This is a genomic window from Paenibacillus spongiae, assembly GCF_024734895.1.
Classification (GTDB): Bacteria; Bacillota; Bacilli; order Paenibacillales; family Paenibacillaceae; genus Paenibacillus_Z; species Paenibacillus_Z spongiae.
This window is the reverse complement of record NZ_CP091430.1, coordinates 2,580,093-2,603,354: the sequence shown is the minus strand read 5'-3', so window position 1 is coordinate 2,603,354 and position 23,262 is coordinate 2,580,093. Positions and strand designations below refer to the sequence as shown.

27 protein-coding genes are annotated in these 23,262 nt (G+C 51.7%); all 27 read right to left on the bottom strand.

What is annotated here, in order from left to right:
- Position 1 precedes the first annotated feature (1 nt).
- The 27 genes from fliR to topA all read right to left on the bottom strand — a co-directional run bounded on the left by fliR (position 2) and on the right by topA (position 23,253).
- Positions 2–793, bottom strand: coding sequence for a flagellar biosynthetic protein FliR (gene fliR, locus L1F29_RS12125; protein ID WP_258388565.1), 792 nt, complete (start codon positions 791–793; stop codon positions 2–4).
- A 17-nt stretch (positions 794–810) separates the two neighbouring features.
- On the bottom strand, positions 811–1,080 hold the full coding sequence (fliQ, locus tag L1F29_RS12120; RefSeq protein WP_204816174.1) for a flagellar biosynthesis protein FliQ: 270 nt from the start codon (positions 1,078–1,080) through the stop codon (positions 811–813).
- A 22-nt stretch (positions 1,081–1,102) separates the two neighbouring features.
- The gene (gene fliP, locus L1F29_RS12115; protein ID WP_258388564.1) at positions 1,103–1,855 is read right to left on the bottom strand and encodes a flagellar type III secretion system pore protein FliP; all 753 of its coding nucleotides are present in this window, start codon (positions 1,853–1,855) and stop codon (positions 1,103–1,105) included.
- The gene (locus L1F29_RS12110) at positions 1,852–2,487 is read right to left on the bottom strand and encodes a flagellar biosynthetic protein FliO (protein WP_258388563.1); all 636 of its coding nucleotides are present in this window, start codon (positions 2,485–2,487) and stop codon (positions 1,852–1,854) included. The genes fliP and L1F29_RS12110 overlap by 4 nt, the downstream gene beginning before the upstream one ends.
- Before the next feature lie 6 nt (positions 2,488–2,493).
- Complete coding sequence (locus L1F29_RS12105) at positions 2,494–2,856, bottom strand: response regulator (protein ID WP_258388562.1); 363 nt, start codon at positions 2,854–2,856, stop codon at positions 2,494–2,496.
- A gap of 64 nt (positions 2,857–2,920) precedes the next feature.
- Positions 2,921–4,147 (bottom strand): flagellar motor switch phosphatase FliY, encoded by a 1,227-nt coding sequence (gene fliY / locus L1F29_RS12100; RefSeq protein ID WP_258388561.1) that lies wholly within the window; start codon positions 4,145–4,147, stop codon positions 2,921–2,923.
- The gene (gene fliM, locus L1F29_RS12095; RefSeq protein ID WP_258388560.1) at positions 4,137–5,138 is read right to left on the bottom strand and encodes a flagellar motor switch protein FliM; all 1,002 of its coding nucleotides are present in this window, start codon (positions 5,136–5,138) and stop codon (positions 4,137–4,139) included. The genes fliY and fliM overlap by 11 nt, the downstream gene beginning before the upstream one ends.
- A gap of 35 nt (positions 5,139–5,173) precedes the next feature.
- Entirely contained in the window at positions 5,174–5,659 is a 486-nt protein-coding gene (locus L1F29_RS12090) for a flagellar basal body-associated FliL family protein (protein WP_258388559.1), read from the bottom strand.
- Positions 5,656–5,883 carry a flagellar FlbD family protein gene (locus tag L1F29_RS12085; RefSeq protein ID WP_258388558.1) on the bottom strand — a complete coding sequence of 76 codons (228 nt, stop codon included), beginning with the start codon at positions 5,881–5,883 and terminating at the stop codon, positions 5,656–5,658. Before L1F29_RS12085 ends, L1F29_RS12090 begins: the two co-directional genes overlap by 4 nt.
- Before the next feature lie 56 nt (positions 5,884–5,939).
- On the bottom strand, positions 5,940–6,764 hold the full coding sequence (gene flgG / locus L1F29_RS12080; RefSeq protein WP_258388557.1) for a flagellar basal body rod protein FlgG: 825 nt from the start codon (positions 6,762–6,764) through the stop codon (positions 5,940–5,942).
- A gap of 145 nt (positions 6,765–6,909) precedes the next feature.
- Positions 6,910–7,287: a TIGR02530 family flagellar biosynthesis protein gene (locus L1F29_RS12075; protein WP_258388556.1), complete on the bottom strand. Its 378-nt coding sequence runs from the start codon at positions 7,285–7,287 to the stop codon at positions 6,910–6,912.
- On the bottom strand, positions 7,280–7,738 hold the full coding sequence (locus tag L1F29_RS12070) for a flagellar hook capping FlgD N-terminal domain-containing protein (RefSeq protein ID WP_258388555.1): 459 nt from the start codon (positions 7,736–7,738) through the stop codon (positions 7,280–7,282). Before L1F29_RS12070 ends, L1F29_RS12075 begins: the two co-directional genes overlap by 8 nt.
- 49 nt (positions 7,739–7,787) lie before the next feature.
- A complete protein-coding gene (locus L1F29_RS12065; protein ID WP_258388554.1) occupies positions 7,788–9,245 on the bottom strand; it encodes a flagellar hook-length control protein FliK in 1,458 nt (485 codons plus the stop codon).
- Positions 9,246–9,298: 53 nt separating this feature from the next.
- A complete protein-coding gene (locus tag L1F29_RS12060) occupies positions 9,299–10,201 on the bottom strand; it encodes a MotE family protein (RefSeq protein WP_258388553.1) in 903 nt (300 codons plus the stop codon).
- Positions 10,202–10,253: 52 nt separating this feature from the next.
- A complete protein-coding gene (fliJ, locus tag L1F29_RS12055; protein ID WP_258388552.1) occupies positions 10,254–10,700 on the bottom strand; it encodes a flagellar export protein FliJ in 447 nt (148 codons plus the stop codon).
- Between the two features lie 8 nt (positions 10,701–10,708).
- The gene (gene fliI / locus L1F29_RS12050) at positions 10,709–12,034 is read right to left on the bottom strand and encodes a flagellar protein export ATPase FliI (RefSeq protein WP_258388551.1); all 1,326 of its coding nucleotides are present in this window, start codon (positions 12,032–12,034) and stop codon (positions 10,709–10,711) included.
- A complete protein-coding gene (locus tag L1F29_RS12045; RefSeq protein WP_258388550.1) occupies positions 12,021–12,842 on the bottom strand; it encodes a FliH/SctL family protein in 822 nt (273 codons plus the stop codon). The genes fliI and L1F29_RS12045 overlap by 14 nt, the downstream gene beginning before the upstream one ends.
- Complete coding sequence (gene fliG, locus L1F29_RS12040; protein WP_258388549.1) at positions 12,835–13,848, bottom strand: flagellar motor switch protein FliG; 1,014 nt, start codon at positions 13,846–13,848, stop codon at positions 12,835–12,837. Before fliG ends, L1F29_RS12045 begins: the two co-directional genes overlap by 8 nt.
- 11 nt (positions 13,849–13,859) lie before the next feature.
- Positions 13,860–15,422, bottom strand: a complete 1,563-nt coding sequence (fliF, locus tag L1F29_RS12035; protein ID WP_258388548.1) for a flagellar basal-body MS-ring/collar protein FliF — start codon at positions 15,420–15,422, stop codon at positions 13,860–13,862.
- 43 nt (positions 15,423–15,465) lie between these two features.
- Positions 15,466–15,771, bottom strand: a complete 306-nt coding sequence (fliE, locus tag L1F29_RS12030) for a flagellar hook-basal body complex protein FliE (RefSeq protein ID WP_373876501.1) — start codon at positions 15,769–15,771, stop codon at positions 15,466–15,468.
- 24 nt (positions 15,772–15,795) lie between these two features.
- The gene (flgC, locus tag L1F29_RS12025) at positions 15,796–16,245 is read right to left on the bottom strand and encodes a flagellar basal body rod protein FlgC (RefSeq protein WP_258388547.1); all 450 of its coding nucleotides are present in this window, start codon (positions 16,243–16,245) and stop codon (positions 15,796–15,798) included.
- Positions 16,246–16,247: 2 nt separating this feature from the next.
- A complete protein-coding gene (flgB, locus tag L1F29_RS12020; RefSeq protein WP_258388546.1) occupies positions 16,248–16,658 on the bottom strand; it encodes a flagellar basal body rod protein FlgB in 411 nt (136 codons plus the stop codon).
- A 225-nt stretch (positions 16,659–16,883) separates the two neighbouring features.
- On the bottom strand, positions 16,884–17,654 hold the full coding sequence (gene codY, locus L1F29_RS12015; RefSeq protein ID WP_258388545.1) for a GTP-sensing pleiotropic transcriptional regulator CodY: 771 nt from the start codon (positions 17,652–17,654) through the stop codon (positions 16,884–16,886).
- A 31-nt stretch (positions 17,655–17,685) separates the two neighbouring features.
- Complete coding sequence (gene hslU / locus L1F29_RS12010; protein ID WP_258388544.1) at positions 17,686–19,092, bottom strand: ATP-dependent protease ATPase subunit HslU; 1,407 nt, start codon at positions 19,090–19,092, stop codon at positions 17,686–17,688.
- 29 nt (positions 19,093–19,121) lie between these two features.
- The gene (gene hslV / locus L1F29_RS12005) at positions 19,122–19,667 is read right to left on the bottom strand and encodes an ATP-dependent protease subunit HslV (RefSeq protein ID WP_258388543.1); all 546 of its coding nucleotides are present in this window, start codon (positions 19,665–19,667) and stop codon (positions 19,122–19,124) included.
- A 104-nt stretch (positions 19,668–19,771) separates the two neighbouring features.
- Complete coding sequence (gene trmFO, locus L1F29_RS12000; RefSeq protein WP_258388542.1) at positions 19,772–21,112, bottom strand: FADH(2)-oxidizing methylenetetrahydrofolate--tRNA-(uracil(54)-C(5))-methyltransferase TrmFO; 1,341 nt, start codon at positions 21,110–21,112, stop codon at positions 19,772–19,774.
- Between the two features lie 38 nt (positions 21,113–21,150).
- Positions 21,151–23,253, bottom strand: a complete 2,103-nt coding sequence (gene topA / locus L1F29_RS11995) for a type I DNA topoisomerase (RefSeq protein ID WP_258388541.1) — start codon at positions 23,251–23,253, stop codon at positions 21,151–21,153.
- Positions 23,254–23,262 lie beyond the last annotated feature (9 nt).

The window sequence follows — 23,262 nt, the reverse complement described above, 5'->3', positions numbered from 1 at the left end:
CCTATTGGGTACCGGAACCTTCCACGATTCCGAACAGCTTCTCGATTGCGGTAAACATCTCTGCGAATAGATACTCGAACAAGGTAACGAATCCCGGCATAATGATCGCCAGCATAAGAAATCCGACGAGAATTTTGAGCGGAATGCCGATGACGAACACGTTGTACTGCGGTGCCGTCCGGGCAAGCAGACCGAGCCCGACGTCGGTTAGAAACATCGCGACGACAAGCGGTGCCGATATTTGCAGAGCAAGCATGAATGTATCTGCAAAGGTTCTAACCAGAAAGTCGGAAATGCTTCCATTATAAATTTGGCTAAAAAGCGAATTTGATAATGGGATCCACTCATAGCTCTTCAGGAGCGCCATCAGCAGATGATGATGACCGTTCATCGATAAGAAAATTAACGTTAAGATCATATACTTGAAATTACCAAGCAGCGGTGTCGATGCCCCGGTCATCGGGTCAATAATGTTCGCCATGCCGAAGCCCATCTGCAAGTCAATGAATCCGCCTGCGGTCTGCACGATGGTGAAGAACAGATAGACGACAAAACCCAGCAGAATACCGGCCAATATTTCACGGATGATCGAGAGTATGAATTCAGCGTCCGGTACGATGGTTTGCTTTAATCCGTATGTAAGGAAGATGAGCAATGATATCAGAAAGCTGAACCCGATCTTGAACGCCGTCGGCACGTTTCGAGCCGAAAAGATCGGCGCGACGACGAAAAATGCAGTTATTCGACAAAATATAAGCAAAAAAATAGGAAACCCCTGTAAAAAAAGCGCCATCGATTTCTACCCTCAGCTTATCCAATGTATTTATACAGATTGTTCAGCAGATTGTACGTAAAATCGACGAGTGTGTTTAGAATCCATGGTCCAAACAGTAGTATGGAAAGTAAAACCGCCACGATTTTAGGAACAAACGCCAAGGTCTGTTCTTGGATTTGGGTGGTGGCTTGAAAAATACTAACCAGCAAGCCGACTACAAGACCGAGCACAAGCATTGGCGCACTGGCCTTTAACACGGTGTAAACCGCTTGTCCTGCTAAACCGATGATAAAGTCCGAACTCACTTTGATACCTTCTTTCGGGTCGTCACATGTTAAAACTGAGCAGCAGCGATTTCACGATCAAATACCAGCCGTCAACCATAACAAAAAGCAAAATCTTGAATGGCAGGGAGATCATAACCGGCGGCAGCATCATCATCCCCATCGCCATAAGCGTACTGGATACGACCATGTCGATGATCAGGAACGGAATGAAGATCAGAAAGCCCATTTGAAAGGCTGTTCTCAATTCACTTAGCGCAAAAGCAGGCACCAGTACTGTAAGCGGAATATCTTCATATGTACGGGGCTTCTCTGTCTTCGTATAGTTCATGAACAGCAGCAGATCTTTCTCCCGCGTCTGGTTGAACATAAACTTTTTCATTGGATCGGCCGCCTTGTCCAGCGCCTCCGTCTGGGTAATTTCCCCTTTCAAGTAGGGCTGAAGCGCAACCTCGTTTACTTGTCCGAATGTAGGGGCCATGATGAAGAACGTTAGGAACATGGCCAGCCCGATCAGCACCTGATTCGGCGGCATCTGATTCGTGCCGAGCGAAGTCCGGACAAAGCCGAGGACGATAGCGATCCGGGTGAAGCTGGTCATCAGTACGAGAATGGCAGGCGCTACGCTCAATACCGTAATAATGAGAAGCAGCGACAATGCGCTCGTTCCCGGCTGCTCCCCTTCACCGCCAATACTCACACTGACATTGGGCAGAGGCTCGGCGAACGTATGGGAAGCGAGTACCAGCCCGACAAGCTGAAGCATAACAAGTGAAATTACGATTTTTTTATTCATTCGTCCAACAACCGATCGTTTTGATTTTGCTCTTTGAGTAGCTCTTCCATCTTCTGTTTGTTCTCCGCTTGACGCTTCATACGATTGTTCAGCAAGGTCTGGAAAGACTCTGACTCCTGCCACCGTTCATCATTCGGCCCGGCAGAAGAATCCGTATTGCGGTTGCGGAATCGGCCCACCATATCTTTCAAGGATGTGGCGTTCCATACTTGGCCGGTTTGCTGCTGCATATCGTCCAGCACCATCTGCGCTTCAACCGGGTCATCGATTTTGTCAAGCAAGGACACGTTCTCGCCCACGCCGACTACATAGATTCGTCCGGATAATTCAACGACCTGCAGAGACTTGTTCTGGCCAAGCGGTATGCCGCCAAGCGAGCGCAGCGAGCGATTAGCTCCCCATCCGCGACTGCGCTTCGACAGCAGCTTAATGACGAGCACAATCAGGCCAATGACGAGCAGCAGTGCGAATATGACCCAGATCAAGTAACCGGTTATACTGGAGGCTGGTATAACCGGTGGCTTGTCGTTCATTGGTGAATCCACTGTTTCTTCTGCTGCAGCCCATCCTGCCGTCATCAGCCAGTAGACGAAGGAAAGTCCTGCAAGCCGTAAAGTTTGCCGTTGTTTCATCGCTCGTTAACCGAGTGTTTTTTTGATGGCCTCGATCACGCGGTCGGCCTGGAACGGTTTCACGATGAAATCCTTCGCTCCTGCTTGAATCGCGTCGATCACCATAGCCTGTTGTCCCATTGCGGAACACATAATGACTTTTGCGTTGCCATCAATTTTCTTAATCTCTTTCAGCGCGACGATGCCGTCCATCTCCGGCATGGTAATGTCCATTGTCGTCAGATCCGGCTTCAACTCCTTGAACTTCTCAATCGCCTGGGCGCCGTCCTGCGCTTCTCCGACTACCTCGTACCCGTTCTTCGTCAAAATGTCGCGAATCATCATTCGCATGAAAGCTGCGTCGTCTACGATCAAAATGCGGTTTGCCATCGTGTGTTCCTCCTAGATTCCTATCTGTGTTTTGGTGTTGCCTAACTCCCCTGATCCTTGCGGCTTACTGCAGTTTTTGGATCCTGTCCCATTGGCTGACAATATCGGTGACCCTGACGCCAAAATTCTCGTCGATAACGACAACTTCGCCTTTCGCGATTAATTTGTTGTTGACCAGAATATCGACCGGTTCTCCGGCCAGCTTGTCCAGCTCAATGATGGATCCTTGCGACAACTCAAGAATATCCTTAATTTGCTTCTGAGTCCTTCCTAATTCTACCGTTACCTTCAACGGGATGTCGAGCAATAAATTAAGGTTCGATTCTTCCGCTTGCACATAAGGCGCGCCTTGAAAATTCGCGAACTGTACAGGCTGTACATTGACGTTTCGGCCAGGCAGCCCGCCATATGTTTGCGGTACGCTCGGCGCAGCAGCATAGGGCTGCGACATAGGCGGCATAGGCGGCGGATACGAGGCCTGCGGAGCCTGCTGCGCTTGTGCGGGAATGGCCGCTTCGGCGTATACCGGAGGCGCGGACGGCGCGCTTGCGGCAGGCGCTTGCACGCTTGGTGCCGGAGCTTCCGCTGCGGCCGGTTCAGACGTACCGCCCATCAGCGTATCGACCATTTCTTTGGCGAACTTAATCGGAAGCAGCTGCATGATCGTCGAATCGATCAGCTCTCCGATTCGGAGTCGAAAAGCAATTTTAATGAATTTATCGTCGGGCGGAAGGCTGTCGATGCCCTCACCGTTCGAAACATTCAGTATGTCAATGCCCGGTGGCGAAATGTTGACGAAGCGGTTGAATATCGTTGACATCGAGGTGGCGGAAGAACCCATCATCTGGTTCATCGCTTCCTGAACGGCGCTGATATGAATATCGTTCAATTCGTCGCCCAGCACTTTTCCTTCGCCGCCCAGCATCAAATCCGCTATCGTTTGCGCGTCGGCCGTTCGGATCACTAATGAATTGATCCCTTGAAAGCCGTCCACATAATGAACGGATACGGCCACATGCGGCTTCGGAAATTCATTATCCAGCTGGTCTCTGCGAATAAGAGATACTTCCGGCGTCGTAATATCGACTTTCTTCCCCAGCAGGGTGGACAGCGCCGTTGCCGCACTGCCGAAGGTTATATTGCCGATCTCACCAAGCGCATCTTGCTCCATGGAGTTTAAATATGTATTTAGCTCCCCTGTCTCATCTGCCGAAGGCATATCCGGCTGATCGGAGGACTGACGCAGCAAGGCATCGATTTCTTCTTGCGACAAGTAGTCTTTACTGGTCATAATCTTCTTCAACTCCTTCACTGACTACTTCATCGATCTGTATGGCCAACCGGTCCTTGACCGATCCGGGACTGCCCTTAAACTTGAGCTTCTCCCCGAGCTTAATGTTCAAACCTTCAGTAATGGGCTTGTTCAGCGAGATGACGTCGCCGACCGCAAGTCCCAGGAATTCGCGAATTGAAATGCTGGATTGTCCAAGCTCGGCAATAATCGGGAGCTTCGCCTTGCTTACCCGCTGCTTCAACACTTCCATTTCTTCCGGCGCGCGCGTTTTCTTCTGCGACACGAACCAGTGATGGACGGACAGTCGCGGCATAATCGGCTCGATGACGACATGCGGAATACAGAGATTGATCATGCCTGTCGTATCGCCGATTTTGGTGCTAAGCGAAATCAATGCGATCGTTTCATTCGGAGAGACGATCTGCATGAATTGCGGATTGGTCTCCAGCGCCTCCAGCCGAGGCGATATATCGACGACGGTTTTCCACGCCTCCTGCAGGCTTTCAAAGGTCCGGCTGAAGATTCGTTCCATGATCGTCGTTTCGATTTCCGTCAATGCATTAATTTTCGAAGGCGCCATTCCTTGTCCGCCAAGCAGTCTGTCCAGCATGGCGTAAGCGACATTCGGATGCACTTCAAGCACCATGCGGCCTTCCAAAGGCTCCGCCTCAAAGATGTTCAGAATGGTCATCTTAGGGATGGAACGAATAAACTCATCATACGGCAGCTGTTCGACTTGAACGACGTTGATTTGTACGAACGTACGAAGCTGCGCAGAGAAATAGGTTGTTAAATATCGCGCGAAGTTTTCATGGATCCGGGTTAAGCTGCGGATATGATCCTTCGAGAAACGTACCGCGCGCTTGAACTCATATGAGCGAATCTTCTTCTGCGTATCTTCCTTCTTCAGTTCTTCAGCATCCATCTCTCCGGATGATAAAGCAGCAAGCAAAGCGTCGATCTCATTCTGCGATAAAACATCAACCAATTATCTCACCCCCTTCGAAGGAATGCGGCATGTTCTTACAGTTGTGCAATGATGAAGTCCGTGATGTCAACATTAACCAGCTTACCTTCCGTTGTTTCCTGCAGCTTCTGGTTGATCAAGTTCAGGAGCTTCGATTTCAATTCGTCTTTCCCCTTCGACCCGTTCAGGCTCTCAGGCGTCATGTCGCCCAGCGTGCTGATAATGATCGGTTTGATGACGATGTCTTTAATTTTCTCAAAGTCTTCTTTCGTTTTCTTATTTTCCAGCTGGAAAGCGAAATCGAGATCGACAATATATTCCGGATCGACCAGGTTCGTTCGGATCTCCTTGATTTCACTGGTCACATCAACGCGCTTGCTGGCGCTGATGCGTTCCGCCTGAACGTTCTTCACGCTATCGGCCGCTTTCGAATCGCTGTTCTTATCGTCACCGAATATGTTGTTCAAGAGAATGATGGCTACGATCGCAATCAATGTAATGGCAAGCAATATCGTAATTAACCAAGGTAACATCTTCTTCATGTTGAGGGTCCCTCCGTTTGTCCGCTCTTGATAGTCGCCGCATGGACGCCGATGGAGCGAAGATAATGCTGCATGGAGGAAATGACTTCCGCCGCACTTTCCTTAACTAACCATTTCTTGCCCGTCGTTAACGTCAGAAGCGTATCAGGCGTTTCCTCGATCGTCTCGATAAGCAGCGCGTTGATATGCAAGGTACTGCCGTTCAAACGCGTTACAGCAATCATGAGTTACCTCCTAAACCTAGCCGGGAGGCGGTGAAGCCTCACCGGCGGTTAATGGCCTATCGTTTCAGGTTAACGACTTCCTGCAGGATTTCATCGGAGGTCGTAATGATGCGCGAGTTTGCTTGGAAGCCGCGCTGTGCAACGATCATCTCCGTGAACTCGGATGTCAGGTCAACGTTGGACATTTCCAGCTGTCCGGAAATAATGGCGCCGGTGCCGGCTTCAGGATCGCCTGCAGTCGTGATTGCAACCTCGCCATCGAGGTTCGCATTCGGCGTTACGCGGTACAGGTTACCGCCCAGCTTCTCGAGGCCGGCCGGATTGACCACTTTCACGATACCTAGCATAATGCCTGTCGGAGCGCTGGTCCCGTCAACACCGACAGCGATGATCTGGCCGTCCTGAGCGATCGAGAAAGATTTAACTTCAGCAGGATCAAGGACAATAGGTGCTCCGCCGGAATCCAGAACGAACATGCCGTCTCCATTCACAAGCTGTCCAGCCGCATCCAACGTAAAGTTGCCTGCGCGAGTCAGATACGGTACCTCGGCCCCGTCTCCAGACGAGACCGCAAAGAATCCGTCGCCGTCGATCCGAACGTCCGTCGGATTATTCGTCGTCATCGCGCTGCCCGGCGTATGTACCGTATCGATAGAGGCAAGCGCTACGCCCAGACCGATCTGCTTCGCATTAACGCCGCCCGAGGTGCCTTCCTCAGGGGTAGAAACGCCGGATACCGTCTGACTCAGAATATCCTTGAACATCACGCGTCCGGCTTTAAAGCCTACCGTATTCACGTTGGCGATGTTATTCCCAATTACGTCGAGCTTCGTTTGAAATCCGCGCATACCCGAAACACCAGAGTACATCGATCTTAACATGCGTTTTTTGACCTCCTAAAAGTTTTTGCGAAGCAAAAACTGCTTCGTAAGCATCAGCTTAAGTTTTTGCGGGCTTCGCCCGTTATTTGCGAGCTGTATCAGTCGATCCACAGCTCTATGGCTTCCTCATCCGAGGTCCAGCCCATTAATTGACGATTACGGCACTATCGATTTGAGTAAACACATTCCCATGCAGCGATTTGCCGTCCATCGCCGTTACAACGGTTCTGCTGGGAATATTCACGATCATGGCCACATCGCGGTAAACCACGAGCGAATCCTTGGCCCCTTTGGCGGCGGCTTGGTCGATCGCGCTCACGATTTCATGAATGGTTTCCGGTTTAAACGAAATCCCCCGCTGCTGCATGCGAAGCTCGGCATGCTGACTGAATTTGAGCACATTGCGGTTTAGTACATCTTTAAATGAAGCGCTGCTGCCAGATTGTTCCGTCCCCGCTTGTTTGCGAAGCTGGGCATTCGCGCTTGTCAGACGGAGCTGAGCAATCGTCATCCGATTATCCATCTGATGTTTCACCGCCTTCGGCAATCGACACAATCTTGTCCAGCGGTATTTGGCTTTCGCCTACGATGGCGTACTGTACGTTATCTTTGATCAGAATGGATTCCACCTTGCCGGAGAAAGGAACCAGCTCGCCGGTTTCCGTGTAATCGTACCAAGCGATTTCTTTGCCGATCATGCTTGAGGCCATCCCGAGATTTTGCCGCAGCATCGTCATTTCGTTAGACATGTTCATCAGCTGCTCGACAGATGTAAATTGCGCCATCTGCGCGATAAAGTCGCTATCCTGCAGAGGCTGCATCGGATCTTGGTTCCGCAGCTGGGTAACCAGGATACGTAAAAAATCGTCTTTCCCAAGCGAATTATTGTCCTTCTTCTTCTCCGCTGCCATCTGTACATTGCTCTTGTCGTAATACGGCCACACATTACGGGTAGATACGCTATCTGACGCCATTACACACTTCACCTCCATTCGTGCATGGTGCTAAGAGTATGCTGCCAGACTATGCTCTTGCGTTCACACCTCTGCCAAAGCCGAGCGTTCGGTCAACGGCTTGTTCAATAGCCAGTTCATCTTCCGTTTCGAATGATATGCTGTCGAATGAGGAATCCCCTTCGGATTTATTTCGCTTCGCCGCTTGTTGTTCGCGGTTGCTTGAGCCTTCTCTCCCTTGGAAGAGGTTCGATTGCTCCAAGTTATGGGAGACCTCCAGTTTGTCAACCTGCAGACCTTGAGATTGCAAAGCCGAACGAAGCTGCGCCATCTGGCTCTCCAGCATGTCTCGTGCTGAAGCCGTATCCGTCACGAACATAGCCGTCAATTGACCGTTATGTACCGTAATACGGACATCAACTTGACCCAATCGCTCCGGATAAAGGGAGATGCGGGCTTCCGACATTCCATTCGCGGACGTTACATTAAATTGCTTGACAACCAAACTCTCCATCGTCTCGGCAAATTGTTGAACCGGAACCGCTTGAACGATAACCGTCTTCACCGGCTGCTGCCGCAGAACCTCCTGCGATCCTACTGCTTGCTGCAACACCGCAGTCGGTGCAGGAACCGGCTCCTCCGTCAGATTGATGCCAGCTTCCTCCTGGGTAGGAATGACCGATATCAAGCCCGCATGGAACAGCTGATTGCCCAATCGCTGCAGGTGCGTGCTGGCTGCCGGCCGTGACGACATCGAACGAAGCATGTTCGCAACCTGCGTCTCTGCATCCGTTACATCCGCTTCTGCAGTTGATAACGATGCGCCGCCCAGCACAAGCTTCACAGCTTGAAGCTGCTTGCTGATGATCGCATTCTGTTCGTTCACGGCTCCATTGCCTTTGCCCTGCTGCAGGAACGAACGAAGATCGGTCAATGCACCTTCCAGCGCGGACTTAATGGCAGCGAAATTCTCGCCGGACTGCTCCGGCTTTGCCGCCATCTGCATCTGAGCCGTCAGATTCTCGACTGACGCTGACGCCTTGTTCATCACAGCCTTGACTGCGTCCAAATCCAACGATAAATCCGCTTCGGCATTCGCGTCCAGATTCGTCAGACCGGATTGAACCGCCGTTTGATTCATGAATGGCTGCAGGGCCGGTACGGCACCTAGCAGAGCGAGCAAATTGTCAAGCTCGGCCAGCGCTTCGTTCAAATCCGCTTCCGTAACGTTCGTCTCGGCGTTGTCGCCGCCCATTTCATCCAGCTGCTTCAACAAGCCTTCGATCGCAGCGAGCAGATCGGCCGTTGTAACGCTCTCGCCCAGCAGATTCGTCAATGCAGTCGTCGCTGCAGCTGCAGCGGTATCGGCATTCAACTGCTGTGCGGCTTGTCCGGCATTTCCGCTTCCGCCGTTAATCGTCTGATTTAAAGCAAGTCCGAAGGCTTGTCCATCCGCCCCTTTGGCTGCTTTGCCGTTTGCCAAAGCCTGTACGCCAGCTGTGGGCGTTTGTGAGACTGCCATTTGCATATTTGTTCACCTCCTTTCCGATCTGTTTCATAGTACAGTCCACCAACGAACGTTTATTTCCCGGACATCAATTTCGAGACTAATTGTGCCGTGATGCCTTTATTAATAGCCGACATTTCCGCCAGAATGTTCGAGCGCGAAGTGCTGTCGACCGCATTTAAGATACGAAGAACCTTGCTCGGACTGACATCGGACATCTTGATGAGCAGCTCGCCTGCACTCTTCGCATCCATATTGGCAAACGTATCCTTCAGCTGCGTCGTATCCAATACCGATTGCGGCTGTGCTTTCGCGGAATCCTGCTTCTTGATCCTTGCCTGCAGCGCAGCGATCTGTCTATCCTTCGCCGTTGCGGCATCCTTGAGCATGACCGTCGCATCTGCCGCTTTCTTCGGCGTCATCTTCTCCAAGATGCGGACCCGGTCATCCGGACGCATCGCGTCCAATACAAGAACCGCTTCTTCAAGCTCCATGCTTTCCAGGATCGGGGCCGCTTTACTTGGCGTAATCTTGGCATACATGCCGGCAAGCTCGCCGATTTTCGACTGGTACTGCTCGTCTTCCAGCTGCTGCTCGCTATTCACGCGTTTAAGCTGATCCACCTGACCCTGCAGATCCTTCACCTGCTGCGTCTGCTTCGCGCTTTCTTCGGTCAGCTTTCTCAATTCGGCTTCCTTCGCGGTGAGCTGAGAAGTCAATTCGGCAACCTTAGCCGATGTTTTCTCGTTCTTCAGCTTCTCTTCATCCATCGACAGCTCAGGCGCTGCCGGATCCGGAAGCACCTTCTCCAGCACAGGAATCGAATTCCCAAGGCTCAGCATTTTGTTGCGCAGATCGAAATCGAACAGTGTCAGCAGCACACCAAGCAGTATGAGCGTAAATAAGATGGGCGTTACAAAAAACATAAACCGTTCAAACCCGCTGTAGCCTTGTTTTTCCATATCTAAATCCGCCATGATTATCCCCTCCTCGGGCAATTGCACCCGATTCGTCAAGCCTAATTTCGAATTACCGGGCTGGAGCGACAAAACGGACCGTCGCCATTTCATCCAATTCATTCTGTTCCTTCGCCAGCGTGAGAACGCGGTATCTATCCCGAGCATGATCCTTCGCTTTCAACCATACCTTCTCATCCATCATCCGATCCGTTAAGTGAGAACGGCTGGATTCGACTTCCTGCTTAGCCTGCCTTACGTCCGAACGCTTCGATGCAATTTTGCTCTCGATAAACTCAAGATACAGCTGCACGACGCGAATACTGGAGAGCGAGACAACCTTCTCCGAAGCTTCCTGAAGCCGTTCCAGCCATTCGGAACGTTCCTGTAACAACCCTTCCAGAGTCGCTTCTTCCTCATGCAGCTTGCTGACTGCCGAGGATAGCAGCCATTCGGCTTGCGTCTTCTCACTGGATTTCAAATCCACGATTTTTTGATAGGTATACAGAAACTTAGCCACGAGAGGAATCAACTCCTATGAAAATCGTTAACGAGCTTCGCTTGCGCTTCTTGATAATCCACTTTTTCCGTCGTCTTCTGCCGGGTAAATGCTCGAATTTGATCGATTTGTTCGATGGCGCGATCAATTTCTTTATTGGAACCCCGTTGGTACGCCCCAATATTGATCAGGTCTTCCGAATCTTTATAAATAGCAAGCAAACGTTTTAATTCATTTGCCGCATCCTGTTGTTCTTCGGACACGATTTCTTTCATAACCCGGCTAACCGAGGAAAGAACATCGATCGCCGGAAAATGGCCCTTGTGCGCTAAATCCCGGCTTAGCACGATATGTCCGTCCAGGATGCCCCGTACGGCGTCCGCAATGGGCTCGTTCATATCGTCGCCGTCGACCAGTACCGTATAGAAGGCTGTTATGGAGCCTCTGGGCCCTGTGCCGGCACGTTCCAGCAGTTTGGGCAAATTCGCGAAAACGGAAGGCGTATAGCCTCTTGTAGCCGGCGGTTCTCCAATCGCCAGGCCGACTTCGCGGAGCGCCATGGCGTACCTTGTTACGGAATCCATCATCAGCATGACGTTCAGCCCGCGATCGCGAAAATATTCGGCAATCGTCGTGGCGATCAGAGCGCCCTTCATACGGATAAGCGCCGGTTGATCGGATGTCGCTACAATGACGACGGAACGGGCTAGCCCTTCCGGACCGAGATCCTTCTCGATAAATTCGAGAACCTCGCGTCCCCGTTCGCCAATGAGCGCGATGACGTTCACATCGGCTGATGTGTTGCGGGCCACCATGCCGAGCAGTGTACTCTTGCCGACGCCGGAGCCTGCGAAGATGCCGACGCGCTGCCCTTGCCCTACGGTGAGCAGACCGTCGATTGCCCGTACGCCAATGCTTAACGGCTCCTTGACTCTCGGTCTCATCAGCGGATTGCTCGGTGCGCTCTGCGTCGAATAATGCGGCATCCGGCTTGGAATAAACGAGCCGTCGAGCGGCTGGCCAAGCCCGTCGAGCACTTTGCCGAGCAGGTCGGATCCGACCTGTACCGTAAGCGGTTTGCCTGTTCCGACAACGTCGCAGCCAGGACCGATCGAGGTCAGCTCGCCGAGCGGCATCAAGATGACTTTATTATTGCGGAATCCGACAACCTCCGCCTTTAATGGCTTTGCCGTCTTTACCGGATAGATGTAACATAAGTCTCCGATACTGGCATCGGGCCCTTCGGATTCGACGGTCAATCCGATAACCTGCGTCACTTTTCCGTTCACTCGAACGGGATCGATCGGGCGGAGATGCTCGATATATTTTTGAGCGTCCAGCTTAGTGACTGTCATCGGCTTGCCCCCGCTCTTCAGCTTGAAGCGCCAGCTGGATCAACTCGCGTTTGACTTCCGAGAGCTGCGTGTCGATCCGGGCATCGATGCTTCCGAATGCCGAACGGATCACACATCCGTTATCCTTGACCGATACGTCGGGGACGATCTGCAGTTCAGCCTGCGAATCGATCGCAAGGCTCAATTCTTCTCGGGCCGCTTGTACGAACGTTAGATGCCCTGGTGCAACGCATAGCGTTATGACACCCTGCTCCCGTCTTCGTTCAAGCGATTTGCGAATCAGTTCGAGCGACCATTCCGGCGAAACCGTCAGCTGCTTGCCGATGATTTTCTCTGCAATCGCAGCGCTGAGCTCAACCAGAAACGGTTCGGCTTCCTGGATGATTTGCTCTTTCATTTGATAAGCGGAATCCAGGATCGATTTGGCTTCGGTTAAAGCCGATTCCCATTGCTGCCAAACTTCCTGCTCGGATTCGGTCTTTCCTTCGTTGTAGCCCTGCTGGTAGCCTTCGCTCCGGATTTGCTCGAAATGCTGCAAGTCCTGGTCGCGACGCTCCTGCCACCAGTTATTGATTTGCTCGTTCGCGGAAGCGAGCATCGCTTCGATCTGCTGTCCGGTTTCTTCCAGACGCTGCTTGGCGAACATCTCGGCATCATTGAGAATCCGCTGCTGCAGCGAGACGGTTTCTTCATCCGGCCCAGCCGGCTCCGGCTCAGGCTCCGGTTGAACGGCATGCTGGTTATACCATTCCAGCCGTTTCAAATCATGAGCGGAAACAACTTGAGAAGACTTGTAAAGGCTAGACAATGATATCGTCACCTCCACCGCGTGCGATAATGATCTCGCCGGACTCTTCGAGTCTGCGGATCGTCGCTACGATGCGCGTTTGAGCTTCTTCAACATCGCGCAGGCGGACAGGTCCCATATATTCCATTTCTTCCATGAAGGTTTCCGCCATGCGCTTGGACATATTGCGGAAGATCGCTTCACGGACTTCTTCGCTTGCCACTTTAAGCGCAAGCTGTAAATCGGCATTCTCGATATCGCGGATAATTCGCTGTATGGAACGGTTGTCGATGTTGACGATGTCTTCGAAAACAAACATCCGCTTCTTGATTTCTTCGGCCAATTCGGGGTCTTGAATTTCCAGTGCGTCGAGGATCGTACGTTCGGTCCCCCGGTCTACACCATTTAATATTTGAACAATGGATTCAATACCGCCCGCACTGGTGTAATCTTGAGTAACGGTAGCAGAGAGCTTTTGTTCGAGTATGCGTTCGACCTGCGAGATCACCTCTGGAGAAGTGCTGTCCATGAGCGCAACCCGTCTGGCGACATCCGCCTGCTTTTCCTGTGGAAGGGAAGATAAGATCTGGGCGGATTGATCGGCTTGCAAGTAAGAAAGCACGAGTGCGATCGTCTGCGAGTTTTCATTCTGGATAAAGTTCAGAATCTGACTGGCATCCGCTTTACGGGCAAAATCGAACGGACGAACTTGCAGGGTAGCTGTCAAGCGGTTGATGACCTCGACGGCCTTCTGCTCACCAAGGGCTTTCTCCAAAATTTCACGGGCGTAGGCAATGCCGCCCTGCGAGATGTATTCCTGAGCGAGGCATATTTGATGAAATTCGCTTAAAATCATTTCCTTATCGGCGTTATCCACTTTACGCACGTTAGCAATCTCAAGGGTTAACTGCTCGATTTCTTCTTCTCGCAAATGTTTGAAGATTTGGGCGGAAACTTCGGGGCCAAGCGAAATCAACAATATGGCTGCTTTCTGACGTCCGCTAAAACCTTGAGCAACTTTAGCCATTCGCTTCTCCTCTATTCATCGACAAGCCATGTGCGAAGAAGATTGACGAATTCTTCGGGCTTGCGTTTTGCTAATGTATCGAGCTGTTTACGCACTTGGCTTTCGTTATTTGCACTGTCGAGGTCGATCGTCGGATATTCCAATTTGCCCGGAACGATGACTTCTTCCTCTTGGTTTGCTCGCTTGCGCCTGCGAAGCACGACAAAACCGAGACCGCCGATTAAAGCAAGTGCGGCGAGTCCGATTCCGATCATCCATGGCGTGGACAAGCCCGTAACAGCGGTTGCTCCGCTTCCTTCCGCGAATGTTTGTGCGATGAGTGAAACTTTTTTGGCGACTAGTGCGTCATCAGTAACATTCTGACCGGATTCGACCAGCTGCGAACGGACAAGGGACGTCAAGTAAGCGTTAATGTCTTTCTTGGCTTCATCGTTCAATCTTGACTTTTCAACCGCAACGCTAATGGATAAATCTTTAATGACATAAGGGCCGGATTGAATCTGATTCTTGATCCGATTGACATCATAGTTCGTTGTACGCGAGTTTTCTTCGGTGTTCGTAGTGCCGCTGCCGTCAGCCGCCTGATAGCCGGGCACATCCGTTTCGCCGGTGCCGACTACCCCGCCGGCGCCGTTCGAGCCGGTAGCGGTCTTGGAGTTTGTCTGTTCGCTGATGATAATGCCGTTGTTATTGTTGTCATCAAGCGGTTTTACCAGGTCTTCGTCCGTCATTTTCTTATCGAAATTAATCGAGCTCGAAACGCTGACGACGAGATTATTCATGCCTACCATCGGACTTAGAAACTGTTGGATGTTGCGTTTCAGGTCATTCTCGTATTTGCGCTGGATTTGAAAGTGGGTTTCCAATGCCATCGCACTGCCGTTCCCGCCCACTTCGTTCGAGGCGATAAGCTCGCCTTCCGGGCTCGATATCGTAATGTCTGCAACGTTCAGCTTAGGGACCGCCGTTTTGACTAGGTTATAATACCCATCTACTTCTTTCTGTGTAGGACGATATCCCGGTTTGAACGTAATCATGATCGACGCGGAAGCCGGTTCCTGTTCTTCTGTCGAGAGAAACACGCTTTCTTCAGGGAGTGTAACAAGAACGTTAGATTTTTGTACGCCCTGCATGCCGTTCAGCAGCTGCTGAATTTCACCGTTGAGAGCGCTGCGGTACTTCACATCGAACTCCCGGTCCGTCGCACCGAACGGCGATGAGCCCTCGTTGAAGGCTGCGAAGCCCATTGAACCATTCTGTATGAGGCCTTGCGAGCCTGCCTCCACCTTCGCTTTGGCTGCCTCGGCTGCCGGTACCGAAATGCTTGTTCCCGCATCAGACAGCTTGTAAGGAATACCGCTGCCATCCAGATAGCTCATCACCGCTGCTGCATCCGTGCTGTCCAAATCGCGAAACGCGAGTTCATACTCCGTCTTGGAGAAGATTACTGTTAGCAGAATGACAGATATAAGTAATACCCCTGCCGTAGCTCCAAGCCAGATTCGTTGCTTCTTCCCTACTCCACTCCAATACTGAGACAACCTGCCTCTGTATTGGTTCAATTTCTCGTTCACGATTTCACCTCACTTTATCGCTTTGCTGTGTCTAAGAGTGCAATTACAGCTGTATCCGCATGATTTCTTGATAAGCTTCGATGACTTTGTTGCGGACTTGTGAGGTTAACTGCAGACTGAGCTGCGCTTGTTCAGAAGCAATCATCACCTTCGTTACATCAACCTGCCCCAGCATAAACTGATCGGTAAGCGCGTGAACGTTCTTCTCTTGGGCGTCGACGCTCTCCAGCGCCTTATTCAAATATTTACCGAAGCTCTGCGTCAGCTCGGCCGGCGTTTTATCCGCAGCCTGTCCTTGTTCAACGGTCCGCAGCGCCTGTACCGGATTCATCACGATTTGCTGTATCACTCATATCCCCCCGCGTATTATGTACTACTTCCCGATCTCCAGCGCCTTTACAAACATGGCTTTAGTCGCATTCAGGGCCGTTACGTTCGCCTCATAAGACCGCGTAGCAGAGATCATATCCACCATTTCTTTCATGACGTCAACATTAGGTAATTTGACATATCCTGCTTCGTCTGCATCAGGATGGCTCGGATTATAAACCAGCTTCGACGGCGAGCTGTCTTCGATAATTCTTGTCGCTTTAACCCCCGCGGCTCTTTCCGATCCGCTGATTTGCGCATTTAGAACGTCAGAAAAAGAAGGCTGTATCGGCTCGATGACAACCATCTTCCGTTTGTAAGGTTCATATTGGCCATTAACGAATTTCCCGCGGGTCGTCTCGGCGTTGGCAATGTTGGAGGAGATGACATCCATCCTGAGACGCTGTGCCGTCAATGCCGATGCGCTGACATTAAATCCGTTTGTAAGCTTCACGCTCAAGCTCTCCCTTCTATTGCCGTACGAATCATTCTCATGTCATGATTAACCTGTTGGATGTAATAATTGTAAGTTAATTGATTCTTCGCCAGAAGCGCCATCTCCCGCTCAATATCGACATTATTCGAGTTATTGTTCATGACTGTATTCGCATCCGCCACGATTGACGCTCCCGGAACCGAATCGGATTGACCGATGACAAAATGCCTAGAATCGGTTCGTTTTCCATTGATTTGGGAAGTCTGATTTCCCATTTGTTGGGCCAACAGTTCCTCAAATAGCACTTCTGAACGCTTGAAATTCGGCGTATCGGCGTTAGCCACGTTGTTAGAGACGACTTTCTGACGCAGCTCCGCAGCACTGATGGCACCTTCCAGCCGCTTGAATACCGGGCCATTCAGCAGGTTCATTGATATCCCCACCTTCACTCTTGATCCATCCTAGTTATTCAACAGAATTTTCCTCATCCCTTCTTTCTTCGACAAAACATTATTAAAAAAATGAGAGAACTGTGTCGAAATTCACTTAGTTTTATAATCCGCAACTTACTAATATATTACAATAAGAAAAAAGCCCTATCTTTTGGTCAGATAGGACTAGTAAAGAGGAAAATGGTACCATTTTTATGTCATTAACTATATTTTTTTCTTTTCAAGCTCTAATATGAGCTGAGAATTCAAAATTTTAATATAGGTTCCTTTCATGCCCAAGGAACGCGTTTCGATGACGCCGGCGCTTTCGAGCTTGCGGAGCGCATTCACGATGACAGACCTTGTAATGCCGACCCGATCGGCAATTTTTGATGCAATCAGCAGCCCTTCTTTGCCTTCAAGCTCATCAAAAATATGCTCGACCGCCTCCTGTTCGCTGAAGGATAGCGATCCGACCGCAACGGCAACGACAGCACGGCTTCTTGCTTCCTGCTCGATTTCCTCCGCGCGTTCCCGAAGGATCTCCATCCCGACAATCGTCGAGCCGTATTCCGCCAATATAAGATCATCGTCTCCAAACGGATCCGCGCTTCGAAGAAGGACTAAAGTCCCTAACCGGTCTCTTCCTCCGACAATCGGCACAACCGTCATCATCTCTTGCTCGGCCATCGATGGGAACGCCTCATGAATTCCCTCATCCGGCTTTACATTTGTGACCGTTTCTTGCATGTTCATAAAACGTTCATTGCATTCCACTGAGAAACGCAGCTCATCGGTGGACATAGCCCGCAGCTGTTCATGATGAAAAGGGCTTACGGCTGCACAACCAAGCACCTTTCCCCGCCGGCTGACGACAAAGATATCCGCTTGTATCGTTGTGCAAAGCACCTCCGCCATATCCCGAAAATTGAGCGCTCCTCCGGCTGCGCGCTGCAGCAGCCGATTTAGCGTTCTTGTCTTTGCAAGTAAAATCATGCTTAAGCCTCCTACTTTCCACTCCGTGCCATTACAAAATATATTGACTCAAATCGCGGTTCTTGGCAATGTTCCCCAGCTTATCCCTCACATATTCGGGCGTTATCGTCATCCGGTCAAGCGACAATTCCGGCGCCTCGAACGATAAATCCTCAAGCAGCTTTTCCAAAATGGTATGGAGACGCCGTGCTCCAATGTTCTCTGTGTTCTTATTGACGTCCGCCGCAATGGAAGCCAGCTCGCGAATCGCTTCCTCGGTGAAATCGATCTCAATGCCCTCTGTTTCCAGCAGCGCCGTATACTGTTTGGTTAGCGCATTTTTCGGTTCCGTTAATATTTTGACAAAGTCATCCAGGCTCAGATTCGTCAATTCTACCCGAATCGGGAATCTGCCCTGCAGCTCCGGTATCAAATCCGACGGCTTGGCGACATGGAATGCTCCTGCCGCAATAAACAGGGTATAGTCCGTCTTAACAGGGCCGTACTTGGTCATAATAACCGACCCTTCCACAATCGGAAGAATATCGCGCTGCACGCCTTCACGCGAGACGTCGGGACCGTTGCCGCGCGAGGAGCTAGCGATTTTGTCGATTTCATCAATGAAAATAATACCCGATTGTTCGGCGCGGCTGACAGATTCCGATATCACGTCGTCCATATCGATTAATTTATTCGCTTCTTCCTGCGTAAGCACTTTACGGGCTTCTTTCACAGGGAGCTTGCGTTTCTTCGCGCGCTTCGGCATCAGCTGGCCGAACATCTCCTGCATATTCATCCCCATGCCCATGCCATCGCCGCCTTGACCGGACAGCATATCCAGCATGCTCGGCGACGTATCCTCAACCTCGATCTCAATCAAGTCCTGCTCCAGCTTGCCTGCCTCCAGCTGCTCCTTGACCTGCTTGCGGCGGTCGACGATCGAAGCATCCAATTCCGGCTCTTCTTCCGCGGCATCCTTCGCGTTCTGGCCGCCGAACAGCATCTCTAACGGATTTTTGCCTGTTTTGGACTTAGATGCGGACGGAACGAGAATGGACACGATTCGGTCATTCGCCATTTTTTCGGCTTTATCACGCACCTTCTCGGTCCGTTCCGCTTTGACCATCCGGATCGCGGTCTCGACCAAATCCCTTACCATGGACTCAACATCCCGGCCGACATAGCCCACCTCAGTGAATTTCGTCGCTTCTACTTTAACGAAAGGGGCATTGACCAACTTGGCCAAGCGGCGGGCGATTTCAGTCTTACCGACCCCCGTCGGCCCGATCATTAGAATATTTTTGGGGACAATCTCATCACGCAGCGCTTCATCCAGGCGGCTTCTGCGATAACGGTTGCGAAGCGCAATCGCAACCGACCGCTTCGCCTGCTTCTGTCCGACTATATATTTATCCAGTTCAGTGACGATCTGCCGGGGCGTCAAATCTTCATTCTTCATCGTCTATCCCTCCGCTCGTGTAAGAGACATTATTCTAATTCTTCAACAATGATGTTGCGGTTCGTAAAAACACAAATATCCGCAGCGATTTCCAGCGCGGACCTGACCATATCCTTCGCCTCAAGCTCTGTAGCATGCTGCTTGAGCGCCCTTGCTGCAGCTAATGCAAAGCTGCCGCCAGAGCCGATTGCAAGAACGCCGTCATCCGGCTCGATAATTTCTCCGCCGCCCGAGATGAGCAGCATACCGCTGTTATCCATGACGATCATCAGCGCTTCCAGCTTACGAAGAACACGGTCTGATCGCCATTCCTTCGCCAGTTCCACAGCCGCGCGCTGCAAATTGCCATGATGCTCCTCCAGCTTGTTTTCGAACTTCTCGAACAAGGCTATCGCATCGGCCACCGATCCGGCAAAGCCTGCTATGACCTGTCCCCGGTATAGCCTACGAACTTTCTTCGCATGATGCTTCATCACCATGCTGTTGCCGAAGGTTACTTGACCGTCACCTGCGATCGCACCTTTGCCATTATGGCGTATGGCGCAAATCGTCGTAGCATGAAATTGCATTTCCATGAACGCGTCCTCCTTCATCTCCTACTTTGCGCTGCTATTATGTAAAAAAGGGAACAGCGGCTGCATCCGATACCGCCGCACCCGTTGTGTCCTTCAAAATCGCGTTACTCCGAGGCCGTGTTCACTGCCGCCCCTTTATCAGCACGAAATCGTTCCAATTGCTCCAGCGACCGGTTTGCAATCGCTTCGTTCTTATCCTTCTTACTCTTGAACCGTTTCTCGAATGCCGGAAACAAGCCGAAATTGGCATTCATCGGTTGAAAATGCTTGAAGTCTGCGGTCGTAATATATTGCGCCATGCTGCCAAGCGTCGTGCCTTGCGGAAAGACGAGCGGATCGAGTCCGAGAGCGAGTCTTCCTGCGTTCATGCCCGCAATGAGTCCGGAAGCGGCAGACTCCACATAGCCTTCTACTCCGGTCATCTGTCCGGCGAAGAAGAGCGTATCGCGGCTGATCGTTTGATAGGTCGGCTTAAGCAGCTTCGGCGAATTGATGAACGTATTCCGGTGCATAACGCCATAGCGGACAAACTCCGCTTGCTCCAGACCCGGAATAAGGGAGAATACCCGCTTCTGCTCGCCCCATTTGAGATGGGTTTGGAAGCCGACCAGATTATATAAGGTGCCTGCGGCATTATCCTGCCGGAGCTGCACGACGGCATGCGGGAGCTTCCCGGTATGCGGATTGATTAACCCGACCGGCTTCATCGGTCCGTATAGGGCGGTCTGTTTGCCGCGCTGCATCATCACTTCGATCGGCATGCAGCCTTCGAAGTACTGCTCCTTCTCGAATTCCTTCATCGCGGCTGTCTCCGCCGTTATGATGGCATCATAGAAAACGTTAAATTCCTCTTCCGTCATCGGGCAGTTCAAATAAGCAGCCTCGCCTTTATCGTAACGGGAGGCAAGATATACCTTGCTCATGTCGATCGAGTCTTTCTCTACGATCGGCGCGGCCGCATCATAGAAGTAGAAGTACTCCTGGCCGAGCAGCGACTGGATCTGCTCAGAGAGCCGCGGTGCGGTCAATGGACCCGTCGCGATCACGACAATCCCGTCTTCCGGAATGCCTGTAACTTCCTCGCAGCGCACTTCGATGAGCGGATGCTCCTTCAGCAGCCGCGTCACATCGCCCGAGAATCCGTCGCGGTCTACGGCTAGCGCGCCGCCGGCCGGTACCGCGTTGCGGTCCGCGCAATCCAGGATGATGGAATTCAGCCGCCGCATCTCTTCCTTCAAGACGCCGACTGCATTCGTCAGCCCGTTGGCGCGCAGGCTGTTGCTGCATACGAGCTCGGCGAATTGATTCGTATGATGTGCCGGCGTTTTAGTCTCAGGGCGCATCTCGTACAATGTAACGGGCACGCCCTGCGAAGCGATTTGCCATGCCGCCTCGCTGCCGGCCAAGCCGGCGCCGATAACGGTCACTCGTTGTTGATCGGACAATTGTTTTCCCTACCTTTCCCCATAAAGCGAATACGACGTTATATATCAGCTTGTTCCGGTTCTTCAAGCACTTCTTCGTTGAAATCGCACTGCGTGCATTGATGTCGGACCCCGTTGCGGTTGCGCTTCTCCACAAGCATGCTGCCGCACTCCGGACACGGCTTCCCGGTCGGCTTATCCCAGGATACGTAATCACAGCCGGGGTATTGATCGCAGCCGTAGAAGATGCGCCCTTTCTTGCTGCGGCGCTCGATAATCTTGCCTTCCGCGCACTTCGGACATGGAACGCCGATATCTTTGACGATCGGCTTCGTATTGCGGCAATCGGGAAACCCGGAGCAAGCCAGAAACTTGCCGAACCTTCCCATCTTGTACACCATATGACTGCCGCACTTCTCGCATGTCTCATCGGAGATCTCGTCTTGAATCTCCACTTCCTTCATCTCTTCTTCCGCTACTTCAAGCCGCTTCTCGAACGACTCGTAGAAGGAGCCGAGAACGCGGACCCAATCTTCCTTGCCATCTTCGACATGGTCGAGATCGGCTTCCATATGGGCCGTAAACTCCGTATCGAGGATCTCCGGGAAGAACTCCTCCATCAGCTGGATCACAAGCTCCCCGAGCTCCGTCGGGATAAACTTCTTCTCCTCGATCGCCACATAGCCGCGCTTCTGAATCGTCTCCAGCGTAGGTGCGTACGTGCTTGGGCGGCCGATTCCAACCTCCTCCATCGTACGAACCAAGCGTGCCTCCGTGTAGCGCGGCGGCGGCTGCGTGAAATGCTGCTTCGGCTCCACAGATTCCGGTTCAACGATGTTTCCGACCGCGAGAGGCGGAAGAAACTTTTCATCCTCCGTCGTTCCGTCGTCATTGCCCTCCACATAAATTTTCATGAAGCCATGAAATTTCACTTTCGAGCCTACAGCCCGGAACGTAGCCGTGCCGACCGTCAGATCCACCGTCATCGTATCCAGAATCGCAGAAGCCATCTGGCTCGCCACGAACCGTTCCCATACAAGCTTGTATAGCCGGAACTGATCCCGACTCAGGAAAGGCTTCATCGCTTCCGGATCCCTCAGTACGGACGTCGGACGAATCGCTTCATGCGCATCCTGCGCATTGCTGTTCTTCTTCGCATAGACGCGCGGCTGCTCAGGAACGAATGACGCGCCGTATTTATCCGCAATGTATTCTCTTGCATCGTCCTGCGCTGTTTGGGATATACGCGTGGAATCGGTACGCATATACGTAATGAGACCGACCGTCCCTTCCTTGCCGAGATCGACGCCCTCGTATAGCTGCTGCGCGACGGACATCGTCTTCGACGCGCGGTAACCGAGCTTGCGTGCCGCTTCCTGCTGCAGCGAGCTTGTAATAAACGGCGCCGCGGGATTGCGCAGGCGCTCTTTCTCTTTGACATCGGATACCGTATATGGGCCGGAGCCCATGGCCTTCAGAACATCCTGAACATCCTGCTCTTTGCCAAGGTCGCGTTTCTCCCCGTTCAAGCCGTAGAACTTGGCTTCGAACGATGAGGAACCATGCTTCAGCTGCGCCGTTATCGTCCAATATTCCTCCGGAATAAAGGCGTCGATCTCATTCTCGCGATCCATGATCAGCTTGACGGCTACCGATTGTACGCGTCCGGCGGACAGCCCCTTCTTTACTTTCTTCCACAAGAGGGGACTGATCTTATACCCGACGAGCCGGTCCAGAATCCGCCTCGCTTGCTGGGCGTTCACAAGATCCGTGTTGATCGGACGCGGAGTTTTGAAGGCATCCTTCACGGCCTGTTTCGTAATCTCGTTAAATACGACACGGCAGGGCTCTGTATCATCGATTTCCAAATAATGAGCAAGATGCCACGCAATCGCTTCCCCTTCGCGGTCCGGGTCAGCCGCGAGGTACACTTTCTTCACTTTCTTGCTCGCATCCTTCAATTCCTTCAGAACGCTGCCTTTACCGCGGATGGTTATATATTTGGGCTGAAAGTCGTTTTCAACCTCGACGCCGATTTGACTTTTCGGCAAATCGCGAATGTGGCCCATCGATGCCTTGACGATAAATTTGCTGCCAAGGTATTTTCCGATGGTCTTCGCCTTTGCCGGTGACTCCACTATGACTAATGAATCCGCCGCCATCTATGCGTC

What these genes read in the sequence shown, in the direction of transcription:
- L1F29_RS12075 (WP_258388556.1), bottom strand. Translation starts at nt 7,287, where the DNA reads ATGGATAATCGGATGACGATTGCTCAGCTCCGTCTGACAAGCGCGAAT.
- fliY (WP_258388561.1), bottom strand. Translation starts at nt 4,147, where the DNA reads ATGACCAGTAAAGACTACTTGTCGCAAGAAGAAATCGATGCCTTGCTG.
- flgB (WP_258388546.1), bottom strand. Translation starts at nt 16,658, where the DNA reads ATGAACCTGCTGAATGGCCCGGTATTCAAGCGGCTGGAAGGTGCCATC.
- L1F29_RS12065 (WP_258388554.1), bottom strand. Translation starts at nt 9,245, where the DNA reads ATGCAAATGGCAGTCTCACAAACGCCCACAGCTGGCGTACAGGCTTTG.
- L1F29_RS12060 (WP_258388553.1), bottom strand. Translation starts at nt 10,201, where the DNA reads ATGGCGGATTTAGATATGGAAAAACAAGGCTACAGCGGGTTTGAACGG.
- L1F29_RS12070 (WP_258388555.1), bottom strand. Translation starts at nt 7,738, where the DNA reads ATGGCGTCAGATAGCGTATCTACCCGTAATGTGTGGCCGTATTACGAC.
- L1F29_RS12110 (WP_258388563.1), bottom strand. Translation starts at nt 2,487, where the DNA reads ATGAAACAACGGCAAACTTTACGGCTTGCAGGACTTTCCTTCGTCTAC.
- L1F29_RS12085 (WP_258388558.1), bottom strand. Translation starts at nt 5,883, where the DNA reads ATGATTGCTGTAACGCGTTTGAACGGCAGTACCTTGCATATCAACGCG.
- L1F29_RS12105 (WP_258388562.1), bottom strand. Translation starts at nt 2,856, where the DNA reads ATGGCAAACCGCATTTTGATCGTAGACGACGCAGCTTTCATGCGAATG.
- codY (WP_258388545.1), bottom strand. Translation starts at nt 17,654, where the DNA reads ATGATTTTACTTGCAAAGACAAGAACGCTAAATCGGCTGCTGCAGCGC.
- topA (WP_258388541.1), bottom strand. Translation starts at nt 23,253, where the DNA reads ATGGCGGCGGATTCATTAGTCATAGTGGAGTCACCGGCAAAGGCGAAG.
- fliG (WP_258388549.1), bottom strand. Translation starts at nt 13,848, where the DNA reads ATGGCTAAAGTTGCTCAAGGTTTTAGCGGACGTCAGAAAGCAGCCATA.
- fliP (WP_258388564.1), bottom strand. Translation starts at nt 1,855, where the DNA reads ATGAATAAAAAAATCGTAATTTCACTTGTTATGCTTCAGCTTGTCGGG.
- L1F29_RS12090 (WP_258388559.1), bottom strand. Translation starts at nt 5,659, where the DNA reads ATGAAGAAGATGTTACCTTGGTTAATTACGATATTGCTTGCCATTACA.
- fliR (WP_258388565.1), bottom strand. Translation starts at nt 793, where the DNA reads ATGGCGCTTTTTTTACAGGGGTTTCCTATTTTTTTGCTTATATTTTGT.
- hslV (WP_258388543.1), bottom strand. Translation starts at nt 19,667, where the DNA reads ATGGAAATGCAATTTCATGCTACGACGATTTGCGCCATACGCCATAAT.
- fliI (WP_258388551.1), bottom strand. Translation starts at nt 12,034, where the DNA reads ATGACAGTCACTAAGCTGGACGCTCAAAAATATATCGAGCATCTCCGC.
- hslU (WP_258388544.1), bottom strand. Translation starts at nt 19,092, where the DNA reads ATGAAGAATGAAGATTTGACGCCCCGGCAGATCGTCACTGAACTGGAT.
- flgG (WP_258388557.1), bottom strand. Translation starts at nt 6,764, where the DNA reads ATGTTAAGATCGATGTACTCTGGTGTTTCGGGTATGCGCGGATTTCAA.